Raw genomic sequence first — 18,349 nt, 5'->3', positions numbered from 1 at the left:
CTCTTCAGCGCCCAGCGTAATCACCCGCTCCAACGGCAGCGTCGCTGTAATGGCGGCGGTGCGAATGCGTCTGGTGGCGGATGAACAGCGGCTCCGGACAACACACAGGTGTCGGCGACGACCCGCGTCAATCTGGCGGATTCCTCTCTGGCCTTGCGAGCCGAGGCGCATCCGCCATGTCGCTAGGCCTGTTCCCGGCCGGCGGCCTGTGGTCGGACCAGACGCCGATCCGCGCCGAACTGTTCAGCATCGAGCGGCTTGAGGCGCACGCCAAGAGCCTAGCCCTGGCTCAGCCCGTCGAACGCCGCGCCAAGGCTGGTCGCAGCCTCACTGGCCGGTTGCTGGACAACCAGCGCCGGCTCATCAAAGCCTTCAAGGTGCTGCAACGTTCGGGTGGGGGCGACGACGGCGCAACGCCCGCGGCGCAATGGCTACTCGATAACTTCCATGTGGTCGAGGAGCAGATCCGCGAAATCCGTCGGGACTTGCCGCCCGGCTACTACCGGCAGCTTCCGAAGCTGATCTCTGGGCCCTTCGCGGGCTACCCGCGGGTGTTTGGGCTTGTCTGGGCGTTCGTCGCCCACACCGACAGCCGCTTCGACGTGGAGATGCTGCAGCGCTACGTTCATGCGTACCAGAGCGTCCACCCGCTCACCATCGGCGAGCTTTGGGCGGTGGCCATCACCCTGCGCCTCATTCTCGTGGAGAATCTACGGCGCCTCGCCGACCAAATCTTGGACAGTCGCGAGGCCCGCATCACCGCCGACCACCTGGCGGACCGCCTGCTGGGCGCCTACGGACGCGACCCCGAACCCGCTGCCACCATACTGCAGGGCTGGGAAGGTCGGCAGCGCCCGGACGCGTTCACGATGCAGCTGGTGCATCGGCTGCGCGACCAGGACGCGAGTATCGCACCCGTGTTGAGCTGGCTGGACGAGCAGCTCGCAGGGCACGGCGTTACAGCTGACGCGGTCGTTCGCGGGGAACATGATCGGCAGGTCGCCGCCGCTGGCACCGTCCGCAACATCGTCACCAGCCTGCGGCGCATCTCGGAGGTGGACTGGCTAGACCTGGTCGAGCGGATGAGTCTCGTCGATGCGGCCCTGACACGGGCAGGCGACTTCGGGGAGATGGATTTCGCGACCCGCAATCTTTACCGCACCGCAATCGAGGCCCTTTCCCGAGGCAGCGGTAAGAGCGAGATGGAGGTGACTTGGGCCGCCATCGCACGCGCTGAGGCCTGTGCTGGCGAGGTGGCGAGCTGCCACGTCGGCTGTCACCTGATCGGGTCGGAACGACCCCGCTTCGAAGTGGCGCTGGGATTTAGACCGCGGCCGCGCGAGTTCCTGACCCGGGCTTTCCAGCGCCTCGGAACCGGCGGCTATGCCGCAGCGATCATCTTCGTGGCGACGTTTGCCCTCCTATTGCCGCTCCTGCATGTGCGAGACCTGGGCCTGGGCGGCATCTGGCTGGGCGCTTTGGCGGTGCTCGGAGCGGTGCCGGCCTTGGAGCTCGCCGTCGCCCTCGTCAACGCGGTCGTTACCCATAGCGTTCGAGCAGACGCTCTCCCAGCGCTCGAGCTCGCGGGCGGAGTTTCCGCCGAGCATCGCACTCTCGTGGCGGTGCCGATGATGCTCACCAGCCCGGAGGCGATCCGGGCGCAGGTCGAGGGCTTGGAGATCCACTATCTCGCCAGTGTCGAAGGCGACGTCCACTACGCACTCCTGTCGGACTGGGTGGACGCGGAACGCGAGAGCGAGTCGGTCGATGCCGAACTCCTTGCCCTGGCGGTCGCTGGGATCGCGAGCCTGAACCAGAAGTATGGTCCAGCGCCTGGGGGAGACCGTTTCCTGCTGCTGCACCGCCGGCGGGTATGGAACGACAGTGAAGGCCGCTGGATCGGATGGGAGCGCAAGCGCGGCAAGCTTCACGAGTTGAACCGCCTGCTGCGCGGGGCGCAGGACACGACGTTCGTCGCCGCGCCCGAGGCGCCAATCACCGTCCCGGAGGGTGTGCGGTACGTCATTACACTGGATGCCGACACGCGCCTGCCCCATGACACGGTGCGCCGCCTGATCGGCAAGATGGCCCATCCTCTCAACCGCCCACGCCTCGATGCGGGACAGCAGCGGGTGGTGGAAGGCTACGGAATCCTGCAGCCGCGGGTTTCGCCGGCGCTGCCGGTGGGGCATAGCGGCTCGCTGTTCCACCGGCTGTTTTCGGGAGCGAGCGGGATCGACCCCTATGCCGCCGCGGTCAGCGACGTCTATCAGGACCTGTTCGGCGAAGGCTCCTACGGGGGCAAGGGGATCTACGACGTAGACGCCTTCGAGGCGGCGCTTTGCGGGCGCGTACCGGAATCAACGATGTTGAGCCATGACCTGTTCGAGGGGGTCTATGCGCGCACCGGTCTGGTGTCCGATGTCGAGGTGGTGGACGACGCCCCCACCCGTTACGACGTTGCGGGCCTTCGGCACCATCGCTGGGCTCGCGGCGACTGGCAGTTGTTGCCTTGGATTCTTCGCATACCCGCCGGCAGATGCCTCGCGCCGGGGCCGCTCCCGGTCATCGGGCGGCTGAAGATGCTCGACAACCTGCGACGGACCCTGACCGCGCCAGCGGCCGTAGCGGCGCTGTTCGCGGGGTGGGCCGCCCTCGGCAACCATGCCATCGTCTGGACGCTGTTCGTGCTGGGCTCCGTCGTCGCGCCGGCGCTCATGCCGCTGATCGATGACCTTGCGCCGCGCACTGCAGGGATACGCACGCGAGACCGACTGAGAGGCATGGGCGCAGACCTCCGCGTCGCGACCGCCCGCGCCCTGCTGCTGGTCACGCTTCTGCCCCACCAGGCCTGGCTCATGTCCGACGCCATCGTTCGGACGCTATGGCGCCTGTTTGTCACCCGCCGCCGACTGCTGGAATGGGTGCCCGCAGCCCAGCTCGCGGCAGGCCTGCCGTTGGACGTCTCAGACTTCTATCGACGGATGTGGGGCGTATTGCCCCTGGCCTGCGCAGGCCTTGCGATCAGTGCGATCGGGTCCGGCGAGGCTTGGCCGCTCGGGGTGAGCATCTCATTCGCCTGGCTGTTCGCGCCGTTGGTCGCTCAGCGGATCAGCCGAATTCAACCCCTGCCGGAAGCGGGCGAGCTGACCGCGGCCGACACGGCCGCGCTGCGTCTGACGGCGCGCCGGACCTGGCGCTACTTCGAAACCTACGTCACCGCCGCCGACAACCACCTGCCGCCGGACAACGTCCAGGAAGATCCCCCGGCCGTCGCCCACCGCACATCTCCCACCAACATTGGTCTCTACCTGCTCTCGACCGTCTGCGCGCGCGATCTCGGTTGGATCGGCGTCGGCGACGCCCTCGAGCGTATAGAGGCCACGCTGGCCACCTTGCAGCGCATGGACCGCCGCCGCGGCCACTTGCTCAACTGGTATGACACGCGCGATCTGCGCGCGCTGGAGCCGCTTTATGTGTCCACCGTGGACAGCGGCAACTTGGCTGGATGCCTGCTGACGCTCGCGGCGAGCTGCCGTGCGTGGCGGGCCCAGCCGCTCCCGCCGCAGGCGCGGTGGGCCGGCGTGTCCGACGCCGTCGACCTCGCCAGGGAGGAATTGGCGCCGCTCTGCGCGCCTGCGGTGTCCGCACATCAGACCTGGGAGCGCCTGGAGGGGGCGCTACGGGACCTCTCGGGGACCTTGCGCCGAAGTGAGGAGGGAAAGGACGCCCGAACTTTGGACGATGTCCTGCGCGAATGGGCGGGACTCGCCGAACCGCTGAGGGGTCTGCTGGCGGAACGCGAGGACGCTGCGGAGCTGGCCCATTGGCTATCCGCAGTGGAGGCGGGGCTCCGCAGCCATCTCCGCGACTTGGAATTCTCTGAGCTGGACCGCCGTCTCGCAGCGGCGGAAGCCGCCGCGCGCCAGCTGGCGCTGGAGATGGAGTACGGCTTCCTGCTCGATCAAGACCGCAAGCTCCTGTCGATCGGCTACCGCGTCGCCGATGGGGCGCTGGACGCCAACTGCTACGATTTGTTGGCCTCTGAGGCCCGGCTGGCGAGCTTCCTCGCCATCGCTAAGGGCGACGTGCCGGCGCGTCACTGGTTTAGACTCGGTCACGCTGTAACCCCCACGCCTGAAGGCGCGGCCCTGATTTCCTGGTCGGGGTCCATGTTCGAGTACCTGATGCCGTCGCTGGTGATGCGCTCGCCGGCCGGCAGTCTGCTGGAGCGGTCGCTGCGGGCGGTCGTCCGCCGCCAAATTGCTTACGGGCGGAGCCATGGCCGGCCCTGGGGCGTCTCGGAATCTGGGTTCAACGCGCGGGATCTCGAGTTCACCTACCAATACTCCAACTTCGGGATTCCGGGGCTCGGTCTCAAGCGAGGCCTCGACGAGGAGGCCGTCGTCGCACCCTATGCGACAGCGCTCGCCGCGATGATCGATCCGCGCGAAGCCGTCGCCAACTTCGGCGTCTTGACCGCGGCGGGCGCAAAGGGACGCCACGGCTTCTATGAGGCTTTGGACTACACGCCCGCGCGGGTGCCGGAAGGCGCCCGTGTCGCTATCGTGCGATCGTTCATGGCCCATCACCAGGGGATGACGGTCACCGCCTTGGCAAATACGTTGCTGGGCGGACTGTTACGCGAGCGCTTCCACGCCGATCCGCTGGTTCAGGCCGCCGAGCTCCTCCTGCACGAGCGCATGCCGCGCGACGTCCGGCCGGCGACGGCCGCCGCCGAGCGCGCGGTCCCGCACTTGACCCAGGCGCCGGAACTGGCGCGCGGGCGCCACTACTCCACACCGCACGGCGCGAGTCCCGCCACCCACATTTTGTCGAACGGTCGCTACAGCGTGCTGCTCACCGCTGCGGGAGGCGGTTGCAGCCGCTGGCGAAGCCAGGCGCTAACGCGCTGGCGCGAAGACAGCGTGCGCGACGACTGGGGCGCTTTCATCTATCTGCGCGATGTGGCTAGCGGGCGCGTTTGGTCCACCTGCTATCAGCCTACCGCCGCCGAGCCGTCGGAGTATGGCGTGACCTTCTTCGCCGACCGCGCGGAATACTCGCGCCGCGATGGCGACCTGGTGACTGAACTCGTGGTGCTGGTTTCCGCGGAGGATGACGGGGAGCTCCGACGCGTGACCTTGACCAATGCAGGCGACATCGAGCGCGAAGTTGAAATCACCTCATATGGTGAGCTGGTCCTTGCGCCCGACGCCGCCGACGCCGCCCACCCGGCGTTCTCCAAGCTGTTCGTGGAGACGGAACACCATCCGGGGCTTGGGGGCGCCTTGCTTGCGACCCGTCGACGCCGGGCGCCGGAGGAGCCTGAGCTCTGGGCCGCCCATCTGGCGATCGTCGAAGGCGAGGCTCTCGGCAAACCGGAATTCGAGACCGATCGCGCGCGCTTCCTGGGCCGGAACCGCGATGTCCGCGCACCGATCGCCGTCTTCGAGAGCCGCCCGCTGAGCGGCCAGGCCGGCGCGGTGCTCGATCCGATCTTCGCGCTTCGGCGACGCGTGCGGATCCCCCCCGGCGCTACCGCCCAGGTGTCCTTCTGGACCTTCGCCGCCGGCTCGCGCGAAGCCATCTTGGAGGTGTTGGATCAGCATCTGCACACCGCAGCCTGCGAACGGGCCGCAGCCTTGGCGTGGACCCGGGCGCAGGTGCAGCTGCGCCATCTCGGCGTCACCCACCGGGACGCCGACAACTTCCAGCGCTTGGCCGGCCACCTGATCTACGCGGCGCCTGCGCTCAGACCCTCGTCGGAGGTGGTGGCGGCAGGCGCGGGGGGGCAGCCGGACCTCTGGGCCCTGGGCATATCGGGCGACCTGCCCCTGATCCTATTGCGGATAGACGACCTCGAACATCTCGCCCCCGCCCGCGACCTGCTCCACGCTGCGGAATACTGGAAGCTGCAGCGGCTTCCGGTGGATGTCGTAATCCTGAATGACCACGCGGCCTCCTACATCCAAGACCTGCAAGGCGCGTTAGAGGCCTTGGTGCGCGTGACGCAATCCCGCCGCGCGCCAGACGAGGACCCTGTGCCGGGCGCTGTGTACGTGCTGCGCGGGGACCTCGTTTCGCCAACGCTCCAGGCCCGCCTGTTGTCGGTAGCAAGGGTGGTGTTGTCAGCGCAGCACGGCCGGCTGGAAGACCAGCTTGACCGGCTACGGGATCGGCGCGAGTGGCCGCGGCCGCCTTTGGCGACGCCGCAGGTTCCCGCTACGCCGTTGCGGTCATCGCCCGTCCCAGACCTGGAGGCCTACAACGGGATCGGCGGCTTCGCGCGCGAGGGCCGGGAGTATGTCGTTGTCCTCAGCCCTGGCCAGACCACGCCAGCGCCCTGGATCAACGTCGTCGCCAACCCGAGCTTCGGGTTCCAGATCTCCGCGGAAGGTTCGGGATACACCTGGGCCCTCAATAGCCGCGAGCACCAGCTCACCCCCTGGTCGAACGACCCGGTCGCCGATCGCGGTGGCGAGGCGTTGTACCTGCGCGACATGGAAACCGGCGAGCTCTGGAGCCCGACCGCGTACCCGGTGCGGGATCCAGAGGCGACCTATGTCTGCCGCCACGGCCGCGGCTACAGCCGGTTTGAAGCCACGGTCGGCGACTTCGAGACGGAGCTCCTCGCCTATACGCCGCTGCTCGACCCGGTGAAAATCCTGCGGCTGAAAGTCCGCAATCTGTCCAACCGGCCGCGCCGGCTGTCGGCCTGCGCCTATGTGGAGTGGGTCCTCGGCAAAAGCCGGGGCGCGATAGCGCCCTTCACGGTCACGCACGTCGATGAAGCGAGCGGGGGCCTGATGGCCCAGAACCGCTGGGATCCCAGCTTTGGGGAGCGGGTGGCGTTTCTGGACGCCTGTGGCCGCCAGACGAGCTGGACGGGCGATCGGCGGGAATTCATCGGTCGCAACGGCAGCCTGCGTCGGCCAGCGGGTCTGGCGGGCGAGGCGCTCTCCGGCCGAACAGGGGCCGCGCTCGATCCCTGTGGGGCCATGGATGCGCCCCTGGCGCTCGCGCCCGGGGAGACGGGCGAGCTGGTCTTCCTCATCGGGGAGGGCGATGACGCCGGCTCCGCCCGCGAGCTGATCGCGCGTTACCGTCAGGCTGATTTGGATGAAGTTCTGGCGGAAGTAGACGCCTATTGGGAGCGTCTCCTAGGGGCCGTACAGGTGCAAACCCCCGACCCAGCCCTGGACCTGATGCTCAATGGCTGGCTGCTCTACCAGACCGTCGCGTCCCGCTTATGGGCGAGGGCCGGGTTCTATCAGGCGAGCGGCGCCTATGGTTTCCGCGATCAGCTGCAGGACGTGATGGCGCTGGTGCATGCGTCACCCGAAACCGCCCGCGAGCACTTGCTCAGGGCGGCGGCGCGCCAGTTCCCCGAAGGCGACGTGCAGCACTGGTGGCTGCCCCACTCTGGCCAGGGGGTCCGCACCCGCTTTTCCGACGACCGGGTGTGGCTGGCTTACGCGGTCGCGAACTATGTCGCGGCGACCGGAGACCGCACGGTGCTCGACGAGCCGATCCCGTTCCTGGAAGGCCAGCCCCTTGAGCCGACGGCGGCCGAGGCGTTCTACCATCCCGGAACCGGCGAGAGCGCCAGCCTCTTCGAACATTGCGCGCGGGCGCTCGACGCCAGCCTGCAGGTGGGGGGCCATGGCGCGCCGTTGATCGGCGGCGGCGACTGGAACGACGGCATGAACCGCGTCGGCCAGCACGGCCGAGGCGAGAGCGTGTGGTTGGGCTGGTTTCTCCATCGCACCTTGACGGATTTCGCGCCGCTCGCGGCGGCTCGGGGGCAGGCGGTGCACGAAGAGCGCTGGGCTGCCCACGCCGAGGGCCTAAAGGCCGCGCTCGAGCGGAGCGCGTGGGGCGGCGACTGGTACCTTCGCGGCTGGTACGATGACGGCTCGCCGCTGGGCTCTCCCAACAGCGACGAGTGCCGCATCGACGCCATTGCGCAATCGTGGGCCGTGCTCTCCGGGGCGGCGGAGCCGAAGCGCGCGCGGCAGGCGTTGGCCGCGGTTGAACGTGAGTTGATCGACGCCGACGCCGGCCTAGCTCTGTTGTTCACGCCACCCTTCGACAAGGGTCCGAAGGACCCCGGTTATATCAAGGGCTACCCGGTCGGCGTGCGAGAGAACGGCGGCCAATACACTCACGCCGCGGTCTGGACGGCGATGGCCTTCGCAGCGGTGGGGGACGGTGACAGGACCGCAAGCCTGCTCGCCATGCTCAACCCGATCAATCATAGCCGCACGCCATCTGAGGCCCAGCGGTACAAGGTTGAGCCCTACGTGGTCGCTGCCGACATCTATTCGCACCCGGCGCACCTCGGGCGGGGCGGTTGGACCTGGTACACAGGCGCCGCCGGCTGGATGTACCGCGCGGGACTAGAGTCGCTTCTCGGCCTGCGGCGCCATGGCGACGCCCTGCTGCTCGATCCGTGCATTCCGCGACACTGGCCAGGCTTCAAGCTCGTCTACCGGTTTGGCGCCGCCCGTTACGAGATAGAGGTGGAGAACCCCGACAGCGTCTGCCGGGGCGTCGCCGAAGCCGTACTGGACGGCCTTCGGCTGCGCGAGCGACCGTTGCGCATACCCCTCAGCTCAGCGGACGGCGTCCGGCGTCTGCGCGTCCGGCTGGGCGCCGTCGACCCGAAGGCTGGTGCGGCTTGACCCGTAGCGTGGATTCCCGGGCAGGACGCCCCGTCGCGAAGGCGGATCTGATCGATGTCTCCGAGCTCATCGACGCCTACACGGCGGTCCGCCCCGACCCGACAGATCCGTCCCAAGGCGTCGCCTTCGGGACCTCCGGCCATCGCGGCTCGGCGCTCGCGGGGACCTTCAATGAGGCGCATGTCGTGGCGATCTGCGCCGCCGTCTGTCGTCACCGCAAAGCCGCGAGCGTCCATGGACCGCTGTTCCTGGCGGGCGACACCCACGCGCTCTCAAAGCCCGCGCTCAGGACGGCCGTTGAGGTCTTCGTCGCCGCCGGCGTTACGGTGATGCTCGACACCCGGGACGGCTACACGCCGACGCCTGCGGTGTCGCACGCCATCCTGCACTACAATAGGGGGCGCACCTCAGGGCTGGCGGACGGGATCATTCTCACGCCGTCTCACAATCCGCCCCAGGATGGCGGCTTGAAGTACAATCCGCCGCACGGCGGGCCAGCCGAACCCCGGATCACCGAGGCGATCGAGCGGCTCGCCAACGCTGCCCTTCCTACGGCGTTGCGGGACGTTCCGCGCGTTCCTTATGCCCGCGCGGCTCGGTCTTCGCGTGCGGCGCGTTACGACTATCGGACTGCCTTCATCGCCGAGTTGCCGCAGGTGGTGGACCTTGGAGCGATCCGCGCCGCTGGGGTGCGTATTGGGATCGATCCCTTGGGCGGGGCCAGCGCCGAGTACTGGCCTCTGGTCCTGGAGACTTACGGGCTGCAGGGCTCCGTCGTCAGCGAAACCGTGGATCCGCGGTTCGCCTTCATGACCGCTGACCATGACGGTGAGACTCGTATGGATTGCTCCTCGCCCTATGCGATGGCCCGGCTGGTCGACCTGCGGGCGCGCTTCGACATTGCGTTCGGCAACGACCCGGACGCCGACCGGCACGGTGTGGTGACGCCTTCGGGTGGTCTGATGGAGCCGAACCGTTACTTGGCCACAGCGGTCGCCTACCTGTTTGAACACCGTCCCACTTGGCCTGGGGGGCTAGCGATCGGCAAGACCATGGTCACAAGCGCCCTCATCGACAGGCTTGCCGCCAGACTCCGGCGGCCGCTGGTTGAGACGCCGGTGGGATTTCGCTGGTTCGTCGATGGACTTTCCGACGGCGCCCTGGGCTTCGCGGGCGAGGAGAGTGCGGGCGCGGTGTTCCGAAGGCTCGACGGGTCGCTTTGGACAACGGAGAAGGACGGTTTCAGCCTCGGGCTTCTGGCCGCTGAAATCCTTGCGCGAACCGGCCAGGACCCCAGCATGGTCTACACGTCGGTGGCCGACGCAATCGGGCCCTCCTACTATGAACGTCTAGATGCCCCAGCCACACCGCAGCAAAAAGCCTGGCTGCGGGGCCTCAGACCGCAGGATCTGCAACTTGCTGAGCTTGGCGGCGAGCCCGTGTTGTCGGTAGAGATCGCCAGCCCCCGCGGCGAGCCGTTCGGCGGCGTGAAGGTTAAGGCCAAGAGCGGGTGGTTCGCCGCCCGCCCGTCAGGGACCGAGCCCCTCAACAAGATTTATGCGGAGAGTTTCGTCGATCCGCATCACCTAGCGGTTATCCAGGGCGACGCCCAGCAGGCCCTGGCTAGCTCGAGCGGTGGGCGCTGAATCCAAGAAACGACCCCCTTAGATTCCTACTGGAGCGGAGAAGATCGTAGCCGCTAGGAAGCCATCTGCTTGGTGAGCGCGCCGCATTGACAGAACATCGTCCCTTATGTCGTGGCCCGTGCCTGCGGCTTAGCCCGCGGCCGCCTGCCGCGCGCGGATCAGACGGATCCGCTCACCCTCATCGCACCGGCAATCGAGGAATCCGTGTTGTGGACAGGTCAGGCAGATCTCCTCGAGCCTCGCCCGCAGCGCCCTACGCCCGCGGTGGAGACGCACGTTGACGTTGTTGAGCGTCAGCCCAAGCGACGCGGCGACCCGGTCGCGGGGCTCGTCGAGTAGATCGACCCGCCAGATCAGTTCGCTGTATTCGGGCTTTAGGGTCGGGAGCAGACGATAGAGACAGAAGCAGACGGCCGCTTCGATTTCAGGGTCCGGCGCGACGGCGAGCGCCTCAAGGTCAGCCGGGTCGCGCGGAGAGTCTTTTCGACGGGCCGCGCGCCGGTAGTGATCGACCAGCGTCGTCGCCAGAACCCGGCTGAGCCAGCCACGAACGGACTGCACGTCCCGGAGGTGCTTGGAGCGATCCAACGCGCGGGCGATGAACTCCTGCAGCACGTCCTCCGCGTCATGTGGGTTCCCCAGCCGGCGACGCAGGAAGGTCAGGAAATCGCGATGACACTCGACGAGCTCGCGCCGGACGGCCGCGTCAGCAGCCGTCACCGCTGACGGGTTCTCATCGGGGTCGGATTCGGCGGCGGGAGAAGGATCGGGACGGGAGCTCATGGCAGGTTCCTGATTGCTCCTGTTTTGCCTCACCTTGACATGGCTCAGGCCTGGCGACGCGAATAGCGACTAGCTGAAGGACGTTAACGCTCCGGACAGTGAGCGACTCCTACAGCCATGACGCGCTCTCGAAGACGCTTGATCGCCCTCATTGTTACATCCCCGCCGGAGCCGAGATAACGGGCAATCGTGCCGCGCATTGTAAGGCGCGCCAGGCTCTCGCGTCATAAGAATGCGTCCGCGTCATCACTGGTCGGGAACGCAGCCATTGAGGGAGGCCAGCCATGGTGGAACCTGACACGACGAGCGGCCGGGATCGCGGACCGATTACCTTTGAAGTGGTCAAAGAAGCCTACGGCTGGGCGGTTCGGCGCGATCACCAGATGATGACGCCCTGCTGGTGCAAGGCGGTCGCTGTCGATCAGGCCCAAAGGATGGTCGATGTGCTCCGCCAGCATGGCGAGCGCGCGGAGATGCGCGTGAGCGATACCGAGGAATAGATGCTTGGAACTCAAGTAAGAGAGGGCTTTCACCGGTCACTATTTGAGTCCGTAGACGGCGCGGTGGCCCTGTGACGGCAGTGGCCGTCTCGATCTCCAGCGGGCCGTTGTAGCGGACAGGTTGGCGAACAGTCCGTTGTCCGTCGTTCTGATCGCGCGGTCGCGCCTTCGAGGAGCGGCGACGCCGATAGCCCGTAGGCTTGTAATGTAACGCGCGCCGCCGCGTCTGATCAGCGCCGGGAGCGGCGAGGAGGGGCTATGTTCGGTTCGCGTGAACTCATCAGTCGCCGCGCTGTGCTGGCGGCCGGAGGGGGGCTGGGAGTCTCCGCCGCGCTCGCACGTGCAGCCCCGGCCTACGCTCGGACCAGCGTCGTCCAGGCCGCGCTCGCTCCTGTCGCGGGACCGAGGGGCGAGCGCGCTCTAGACCTTGAGATCGGTCACTTCCAGCTGATGGTCGGAGATCGCCCGGGCCGCGCCATGGCCATCAACCAGACGATCCCAGGCCCGCTGCTGCGTTTTCGGGAGGGTGAGGAAGCTGTCCTGCGGGTCACAAACCGACTCGAGGAAATCGCGTCCATCCATTGGCATGGGATCATCCTGCCGCCCGCGATGGATGGCGTCCCCGGTGTGAGTTTCGGTGGCATCGCGCCGGGCGAAACCTTCACCTATCGCTTCCCTCTGCTGCAAAGCGGCACCTACTGGTGCCACAGCCATTCCGGAGGACAGGAATTGCTGGGCGTCTACGCCCCGTTCATCATCGACCCTGCCGCCCCTGAACCGTTCGCCTACGAGCGCGACTACGTCGTGATGCTGTCGGACTGGAGCTTCGAGCCGCCGGAGCAGATCATCCAGAACCTCAAGAAGCAGGCGGGGTACTACAACTACCAAAAGCGGACGGTCGCGGACCTGTTTCGGGATGCCGCGCGCGATGGTTGGCCAGCGACCCTTAGGGAGAGGATGGCTTGGACCAAGATGCGCATGGACCCAACAGACTTCGCCGATGTCACCGGCTACACCTACACCTATCTCGTCAATGGCCTGACAGCGAACGCGAACTGGACTGGCCTATTCACCCGCGGCGAGCGCGTGCGGCTTCGGTTCATCGCTGCCGGCGCGATGACTTATTTCGACATCCGCATCCCCGGCCTGAAGATGACCGTGGTCCAGGCGGACGGGCAGAATGTCCAGCCTGTCGATGTGGACGAGTTCCGGATAGGGCCGGGCGAGACTTTCGATGTCCTCGTCACGCCTGATGACCAAGCCTATACCCTGTTCGCTGAAGCGATGGACCGCAGTGGCTTTGCGCGCGGCACGCTCGCGCCGCGCGCCGGAATGACAGCGCCCATCCCACCCCGTCGCAAGAGGCCGCTGCGCGCCATGGCCGACATGGGCATGGACATGTCGGGAATGGAGATGTCCGGCGACATGGCGGGCATGCCCGGCATGTCCAATGCGACGGCGTCCCCCAAGTCTCCCGTCATGGACATGGCTGGGCACGCGGCGGGCGACATGGCCGCCGTGGAACGTAATCGTGCCGCGGTCGAGTCTCAGGTCACGCGCGCGCACGCCCATGGCGCGGCCGCGGCGAACGAGGCCTCCAGCGCCATGGCGAGCATGGGAACGCCGCTCGCCGCCAAGCCAGGCGTGGCGCCCACGTTTATCCATGGCCCCGACACGCATGGCGTCGGGAACTCATCCGTAGCGATGGTGGCGCGCAGCCGCCTCCACGAACCGGGCTCCGGCTTCGACGATCCCGCGGCGCGGGTGCTGGTCTACGCCGACCTGCGAAGCGTGACGCCGCAGGAGGACCAGCGCACGCCCACACGCGAGATCGAGCTGCACATCACAGGCAACATGGAACGCTACATGTGGTCCTTTGATGGAAAGAAGTACTCGGAGGCCCGCGCGCCCATCCCCTTTGCCTACGGCGAGCGCCTGCGCCTGGTGCTGGTCAACGACACCATGATGGAGCACCCCATCCACCTGCACGGCATGTGGATGGAGCTCGAGAACGGTGCGGGCGCCCATCAACCTCGCAAGCACACCGTCAGCGTCAAGCCAGCCGAGCGGCTAACCGTCGCCATCACCGCCGACGCGCCCGGCCAATGGGCCATGCATTGCCACCTCCTGCTGCACATGGAGATGGGGATGTTCCGCGTCATCGAAGTCTCTTCGCCCCCTCAGTAGGAGATCCCGATGCGCTCGGCCGCTCTTGCCATCGCCTTCCTGGCAGCCCCTGCCGTTGTTCACGCGCAGGAGGCGCCCCCTTTGCCCGGCGCCGGCATGCCCTCCGGAATGGCTATGTCGCCTGCCGCCAATCGTGCGGCGCCCGGCGCTTCGGATCGAGGTCCCGAGACGCTGCCCAATCTCGCTGAGCGCGCGGGATGGCCACAGCCCACGGCCGATAGCGCCAACTACGGATACTTCCTCGCCGACCTCCTAGAGTACCGAGAGAGCGACGACCCGGGCGTTATCCGCTGGGACGTCTTCGGCTGGTATGGGGGCGACGTAAAGCGCTTGTGGGTCAAGAGCGAGGGCGCGCAGAGCACGTCCAAACGGGCTGACAGCGAGCAAGAGGCCCAGTTGCTCTACGGTCAGCTCATCGCCCCGTTCTTCGATTTCCAAGCCGGCGTGCGATACGCGCGACGCTCGGGGCCAGGTCCAGACCGGTCCCGCGTCTACGGCGTCATCGGCGTGCAAGGACTGGCGCCCTACCGTTACGAACTGGAGCCGGCGTTGTTCGTCAGCCAGGATGGCAAGGTCTCGGCCCGGGTGACCGCCTCCTATGACGTATTGCTGAGCCAGCGCCTGATCCTTCAGCCCCGCATTGAGGCAAACGCCGCGCTCCGGGCAGATCGGAGCTTCGGCGTCGGCGAGGGCCTTAACGACACAGAGATCGGCGCCCGCCTTCGCTACGAGCTGCGCCGTGAGCTGGCTCCGTATGCCGGCGTCTCCTGGCGACAGACCTACGGAAGCACAAAGAGAATGGCGCGCGCCGAGGGCGAGCCCGCGAGCAACCTGTCCGTCGTCGTGGGGGTCCGGGCGTGGTTTTAAGCCACTCAGCCGCCCGGTCCCCTCGCGGCCGTTCGTCGGGCGCCCGGAAGCGGGTCTTTGCCTTTCCTGCGTTCAGCGGCGTCGATTTCGCGCTGGATGAAAAAGTTCAACGCCGTTCGCAACGTTGCGACCGCGGCGAGCTGGCCGATTTCTGTCCATGTCGGCGCGACCGCGGTTCGCATCACATCCGCCGCCAAGAGAAACTCAAGGCCCAAGGCCAAAGAGCGGGCAAGACGGAGGCGGGGCCCCTCGCCAGGGCGGTCTGCCTCCGCGTTCCGCTTCCAAGTGCGTTCCACGGTTCGCCAAAGCGCACCGAGAACCGCTACGGCGATGACAGCCACGGCAATAGCATCCGTGAACAGCGCCATCGTCACCGTAGCGTGCTGCAGCCAGGCAGCCAGTGGCTCGACAAACGCCATGCTCATCAGCTCGCCCCCCACTGTTCAAACCCCGAAGGAGAAACAAATGACTACCATATCTAAACTTTGCCGCTCCGCCGCTCTTTTGACCGCGTCGGTCGCCGCTCTCGCGATCACCGGCTGCAACCAGAAGACGGACGAGGCCCCCGCAGCCGCTGTGGACGCGGCAGCTGTGGCCACCGACACCACAACGCCCGCTACGGCGGCGGCGCATGGCGAGACCGAGGCTGAAACGCGCGCCCAGGGCCACAAGGAAGGCATGCAAATGGAGCGAGACGCGCACGCCCAAGGCATGGGTATGCAGAAAGACGCCCAGGGCTCAGGCATGTCGTCTGGCGCCAGCTCGCCGCCGATGAAGGATGACAGCATGCCGATGCCCCCCCCAGCCAAGGCCGACCCGCCTATGAAAGATCATATGTAAGCGCTGCGGTTCGCAGAGGATAACGGGTCGCGCTGCCCCAAGGCGGCGCGACCCGTTCCCCGTCCGACGCATTCCTCGTGGTCCCAGTGCGGGCGTTCAGATGCGCCGACCTGGCGCGCCTGAAGCACCGACTTGAAGGCGATGTAGCCGGGTGGCGAATGAGCATGAGCACGCTGGGGTAGTGATCCACGTTAACTCGACATCCTCAGCAACTATTAGACGGCCGCGCCGGCTCCATGCGCCCCAGCCCAGAGTGAGAGGGCATGCTGGAGCCGAAGCCACAGCCGTGAATGGCGGAGTGTGCCGGCCGACTGGGGATAGGTAGGTCCGTGTGGCGGCTCGGAAACAACAGGCAACCGCCCCAGTTGCGGGGGTTACCGTTCCGGTCCGGTGTGGCTTTCAACGAAGCGCCGCTCTGCTGCTGGGCAACCGCTATCAGCGCAACAGGAACCCGCCGACGGAGGCGGGCGCCCACCTACATCTCCATGGCCATGTGCCGGCATGCCGCGCCGCACTCCCGGCACGTCGCCGCGCATCGGGTGAGCACCGCGTCGTTCTTGAAGGCGTCGCAAGCCTGAGCGCACGCTTCACAGAGGTCGGCGCAGGCGCGACAGAGCAGGGTGTGCGTCGGCGCACCCCGGAGCATCGAATTGGCCGTGGTCTGGCAGAGCTCAGCGCAGTCCTGCAGCAGCGCCACGAGCTGCGCCGGCGCGCGCAGTTGCGGCTGTCCCATCACATGGCGGGCGCTCGTCAGGCAGCTCCGATGCGAGGCGATGCAGAGCGCGACACAATCATCCATCGACATCCCATCACCATTGGGAGGAGGGGCTTGCGCGGCGGCGGGCATGGCGGCTGCGGCCCCGGCGAGGGTAAGGCCGGCCAAGAGTTCTCTGCGGTCGCGCAATTGCATCTCCGTTCTGCTATGTTTGAGGGCTTGATGCCGGGCTGTCCGTCGGACGGGTCTCTCTGGTGTCGATGATGACCTTGAGGGTCGGGGATTCGACCGCTCGGCGGTAGGTGTCGGAGGCGTCCACGCCCCCCGATCGCAACAGTCGCGCCGGGAGCCACTTTGCCGTTGAGCACCGCGGTGGCCCGTGCGACCGGAGAGCGAGTTCCGCCGTCGCGCGTAGTGTTCGCTAGGGAGCTTTCAGTTCGACCAGATCGAACTTCCTGGCTTGGCCGTCGACCACGGTCGCCTCGGCAAAGTGCTCGTCTATAACTCGGTCGATGCGGACCGCACCGACATCATCGCGGCGCGGGACAGGCGGAGCACCTTTCGACACCCCCGGCGTTCCGATGAATCGGACGACCGTAAGGACCTGTCCCGGTTTGGCCCCTTCGGCGCGCCCAACGCAAAGGATCACCGCCTGACCCTGCATCTCCACGACCTGCCCGCGCATTATGTACCGGTGCCAGACCTCTGCTGTGGCGGAAGAGCCCAGCACAGGCAGGAGCGCAAAAAAGGCCGAGAGGCCGAGGGCCCGTCCAATTGTCCTGTTCACATCGAATCTCCTTGTCCTCTCCACGAGCCCAGACCTGCAGCCGGCCGAGGCCTGGAGGGCTCCCTAAACCCGGCGCGACCGCACTCGGTCCGCACGACGCACCGCGGTTGATGTCCATTCAGACGCAACCCGTCGCGTCACGATTACATCGTCGCGACTGGAGGGGCCAATCGGCCCTTCTGGTTGTGCAGAAACGGCGGAGCCGACCCGGACGCCTCACCCGCCCCGCCGCGCTTTAGATGAGTCTAGCGGCTACTCCAGGCTCAAGACTACGCGCCCATCGATCGCGCCGCGTTCCATGCGTTCGAAGACTTCGTTGATGTTCTCGAGCCGGTCCCAGGAGAAGTGCGCGGCGACCTTGCCTTCGCCCCCGAACTCGAGCGCCTCTTCCAGATCCTGTCGCGTTCCGACAATCGAGCCCCGGACGGTGATCCGCTTGAGCACCGTGTCGAAGATCGGCATGGCGAACTTGCCGGGTGGCAGGCCGATCATGGCCATGGTCCCATGCGGCCGCAGCGCCCCGAAGGCCTGCTCGAAGGCCGCCGGCGAAACGGCCGTGACAAGCACCCCGTGAACCCCGCCGATCTGCTTCTGGATCTCGGCCACGGGGTCGGTGTCCCGGCCGTGCAGCGTGAGGTCTGCGCCCAGCTGTTTGGCCAAGGCCAGCTTTTCGGGATGGATGTCGATCGCCGCGACGTGCATGCCCATGGCCTTGGCGTACTGAACCGCCAAGTGTCCGAGCCCGCCGATCCCCGAGATCGCGACCCACTGCCCGGGTTTCACCTCCGTCTCCTTGAGGCCTTTGTAGACGGTGACCCCGGCGCAGAGCAGCGGCGCTGCGGCGCCCCAATCCAGGGTGTCGGGCAAGCGCCCTACATAATTGGGATCCGCCACCGCGTATTCGGCGAAGCTGCCGTTCACGGAATAGCCGGTGTTCTTCTGAGAGCCGCAGAGGGTCTCCCAGCCGGTGCGGCAGTGGGGGCAGTAGCCGCACGCGGTATGCAGCCAGGGCACGCCGACGCGGTCGCCCTCCCGCACCCGCTGCACGTTGGCGCCGACCCCGACCACCACACCCACGCCCTCGTGGCCAGGGATGAACGGTGGGTTCGGCTTCACCGGCCAGTCGCCCTTGGCGGCGTGCAGGTCGGTGTGACAGACGCCGGTGGCAGCCAGGCGCACGAGAACCTGATCGGGTCCCGGCGTCGGAATGGGGACCTCCTCGATCGCTAGAGGCCTGCCGAACTCCCGCACGACTGCGGCTTTCATCATCGTCGCCATGGGTCTGCTTTCCTCTCCTGGCCGTGCATCCCTCGTAATGATCTGGCCGAAGGTTGCCT

Annotated in this window: 11 protein-coding genes; 6 read left to right on the top strand and 5 right to left on the bottom strand. The window is 67.1% G+C overall.

Annotated features, from left to right (window positions below; all coding sequences use genetic code 11):
• Positions 1–176 precede the first annotated feature (176 nt).
• Both Q8K84_RS15660 and Q8K84_RS15655 read left to right on the top strand, forming a co-directional pair.
• Positions 177–8,687: a GH36-type glycosyl hydrolase domain-containing protein gene (locus Q8K84_RS15660; RefSeq protein WP_305283636.1), complete on the top strand. Its 8,511-nt coding sequence runs from the start codon at positions 177–179 to the stop codon at positions 8,685–8,687.
• Complete coding sequence (locus tag Q8K84_RS15655) at positions 8,684–10,333, top strand: phosphoglucomutase (RefSeq protein WP_305283635.1); 1,650 nt, start codon at positions 8,684–8,686, stop codon at positions 10,331–10,333. Before Q8K84_RS15660 ends, Q8K84_RS15655 begins: the two co-directional genes overlap by 4 nt.
• A 129-nt stretch (positions 10,334–10,462) precedes the next feature.
• On the opposite strand, the gene Q8K84_RS15650 is transcribed toward Q8K84_RS15655, so the two are convergent.
• Positions 10,463–11,116 (bottom strand): RNA polymerase sigma factor, encoded by a 654-nt coding sequence (locus Q8K84_RS15650; protein ID WP_305283634.1) that lies wholly within the window; start codon positions 11,114–11,116, stop codon positions 10,463–10,465.
• A 284-nt stretch (positions 11,117–11,400) separates the two neighbouring features.
• On the opposite strand from Q8K84_RS15650, the gene Q8K84_RS15645 reads away from it, so the two are divergent.
• The 3 genes from Q8K84_RS15645 (at position 11,401) to Q8K84_RS15635 (ending at position 14,670) form a co-directional block, all read left to right on the top strand.
• Positions 11,401–11,616 carry a hypothetical protein gene (locus tag Q8K84_RS15645; RefSeq protein WP_305283632.1) on the top strand — a complete coding sequence of 72 codons (216 nt, stop codon included), beginning with the start codon at positions 11,401–11,403 and terminating at the stop codon, positions 11,614–11,616.
• 258 nt (positions 11,617–11,874) lie between these two features.
• Entirely contained in the window at positions 11,875–13,803 is a 1,929-nt protein-coding gene (locus Q8K84_RS15640; protein WP_305283631.1) for a copper resistance system multicopper oxidase, read from the top strand.
• A gap of 9 nt (positions 13,804–13,812) precedes the next feature.
• Positions 13,813–14,670 (top strand): copper resistance protein B, encoded by an 858-nt coding sequence (locus Q8K84_RS15635; protein ID WP_305283630.1) that lies wholly within the window; start codon positions 13,813–13,815, stop codon positions 14,668–14,670.
• A gap of 5 nt (positions 14,671–14,675) precedes the next feature.
• Here Q8K84_RS15635 and Q8K84_RS15630 read toward each other — a convergent pair whose 3' ends face one another.
• A complete protein-coding gene (locus Q8K84_RS15630) occupies positions 14,676–15,095 on the bottom strand; it encodes a DUF1622 domain-containing protein (protein ID WP_305283629.1) in 420 nt (139 codons plus the stop codon).
• Between the two features lie 40 nt (positions 15,096–15,135).
• Between Q8K84_RS15630 and Q8K84_RS15625 the strand changes: the two genes are divergently transcribed.
• A complete protein-coding gene (locus Q8K84_RS15625) occupies positions 15,136–15,510 on the top strand; it encodes a hypothetical protein (RefSeq protein WP_305283628.1) in 375 nt (124 codons plus the stop codon).
• A gap of 475 nt (positions 15,511–15,985) precedes the next feature.
• Here Q8K84_RS15625 and Q8K84_RS15620 read toward each other — a convergent pair whose 3' ends face one another.
• The 3 genes from Q8K84_RS15620 to adhP form a co-directional block, all read right to left on the bottom strand.
• The gene (locus Q8K84_RS15620) at positions 15,986–16,309 is read right to left on the bottom strand and encodes a four-helix bundle copper-binding protein (RefSeq protein ID WP_305283626.1); all 324 of its coding nucleotides are present in this window, start codon (positions 16,307–16,309) and stop codon (positions 15,986–15,988) included.
• A gap of 337 nt (positions 16,310–16,646) precedes the next feature.
• On the bottom strand, positions 16,647–17,012 hold the full coding sequence (locus Q8K84_RS15615; protein ID WP_305283625.1) for a hypothetical protein: 366 nt from the start codon (positions 17,010–17,012) through the stop codon (positions 16,647–16,649).
• A gap of 252 nt (positions 17,013–17,264) precedes the next feature.
• Positions 17,265–18,290 (bottom strand): alcohol dehydrogenase AdhP, encoded by a 1,026-nt coding sequence (gene adhP, locus Q8K84_RS15610; protein WP_293410926.1) that lies wholly within the window; start codon positions 18,288–18,290, stop codon positions 17,265–17,267.
• Positions 18,291–18,349 lie beyond the last annotated feature (59 nt).

This window comes from Phenylobacterium sp. (assembly GCF_030679875.1).
In the GTDB taxonomy this organism is placed as follows: Bacteria; Pseudomonadota; Alphaproteobacteria; order Caulobacterales; family Caulobacteraceae; genus Phenylobacterium.
Note: the sequence above shows the minus strand (reverse complement) of the source record. Positions and strands in the feature narration are given on the sequence as shown.

Bases quoted from the DNA above. Each gene is read 5' to 3' on its own strand.
- Q8K84_RS15640 (WP_305283631.1), top strand. From the start codon at position 11,875: ATGTTCGGTTCGCGTGAACTCATCAGTCGCCGCGCTGTGCTGGCGGCC.
- Q8K84_RS15625 (WP_305283628.1), top strand. From the start codon at position 15,136: ATGACTACCATATCTAAACTTTGCCGCTCCGCCGCTCTTTTGACCGCG.
- Q8K84_RS15630 (WP_305283629.1), bottom strand. From the start codon at position 15,095: ATGAGCATGGCGTTTGTCGAGCCACTGGCTGCCTGGCTGCAGCACGCT.
- Q8K84_RS15620 (WP_305283626.1), bottom strand. From the start codon at position 16,309: ATGGATGATTGTGTCGCGCTCTGCATCGCCTCGCATCGGAGCTGCCTG.
- adhP (WP_293410926.1), bottom strand. From the start codon at position 18,290: ATGGCGACGATGATGAAAGCCGCAGTCGTGCGGGAGTTCGGCAGGCCT.
- Q8K84_RS15645 (WP_305283632.1), top strand. From the start codon at position 11,401: ATGGTGGAACCTGACACGACGAGCGGCCGGGATCGCGGACCGATTACC.
- Q8K84_RS15650 (WP_305283634.1), bottom strand. From the start codon at position 11,116: ATGAGCTCCCGTCCCGATCCTTCTCCCGCCGCCGAATCCGACCCCGAT.
- Q8K84_RS15660 (WP_305283636.1), top strand. From the start codon at position 177: ATGTCGCTAGGCCTGTTCCCGGCCGGCGGCCTGTGGTCGGACCAGACG.
- Q8K84_RS15635 (WP_305283630.1), top strand. From the start codon at position 13,813: ATGCGCTCGGCCGCTCTTGCCATCGCCTTCCTGGCAGCCCCTGCCGTT.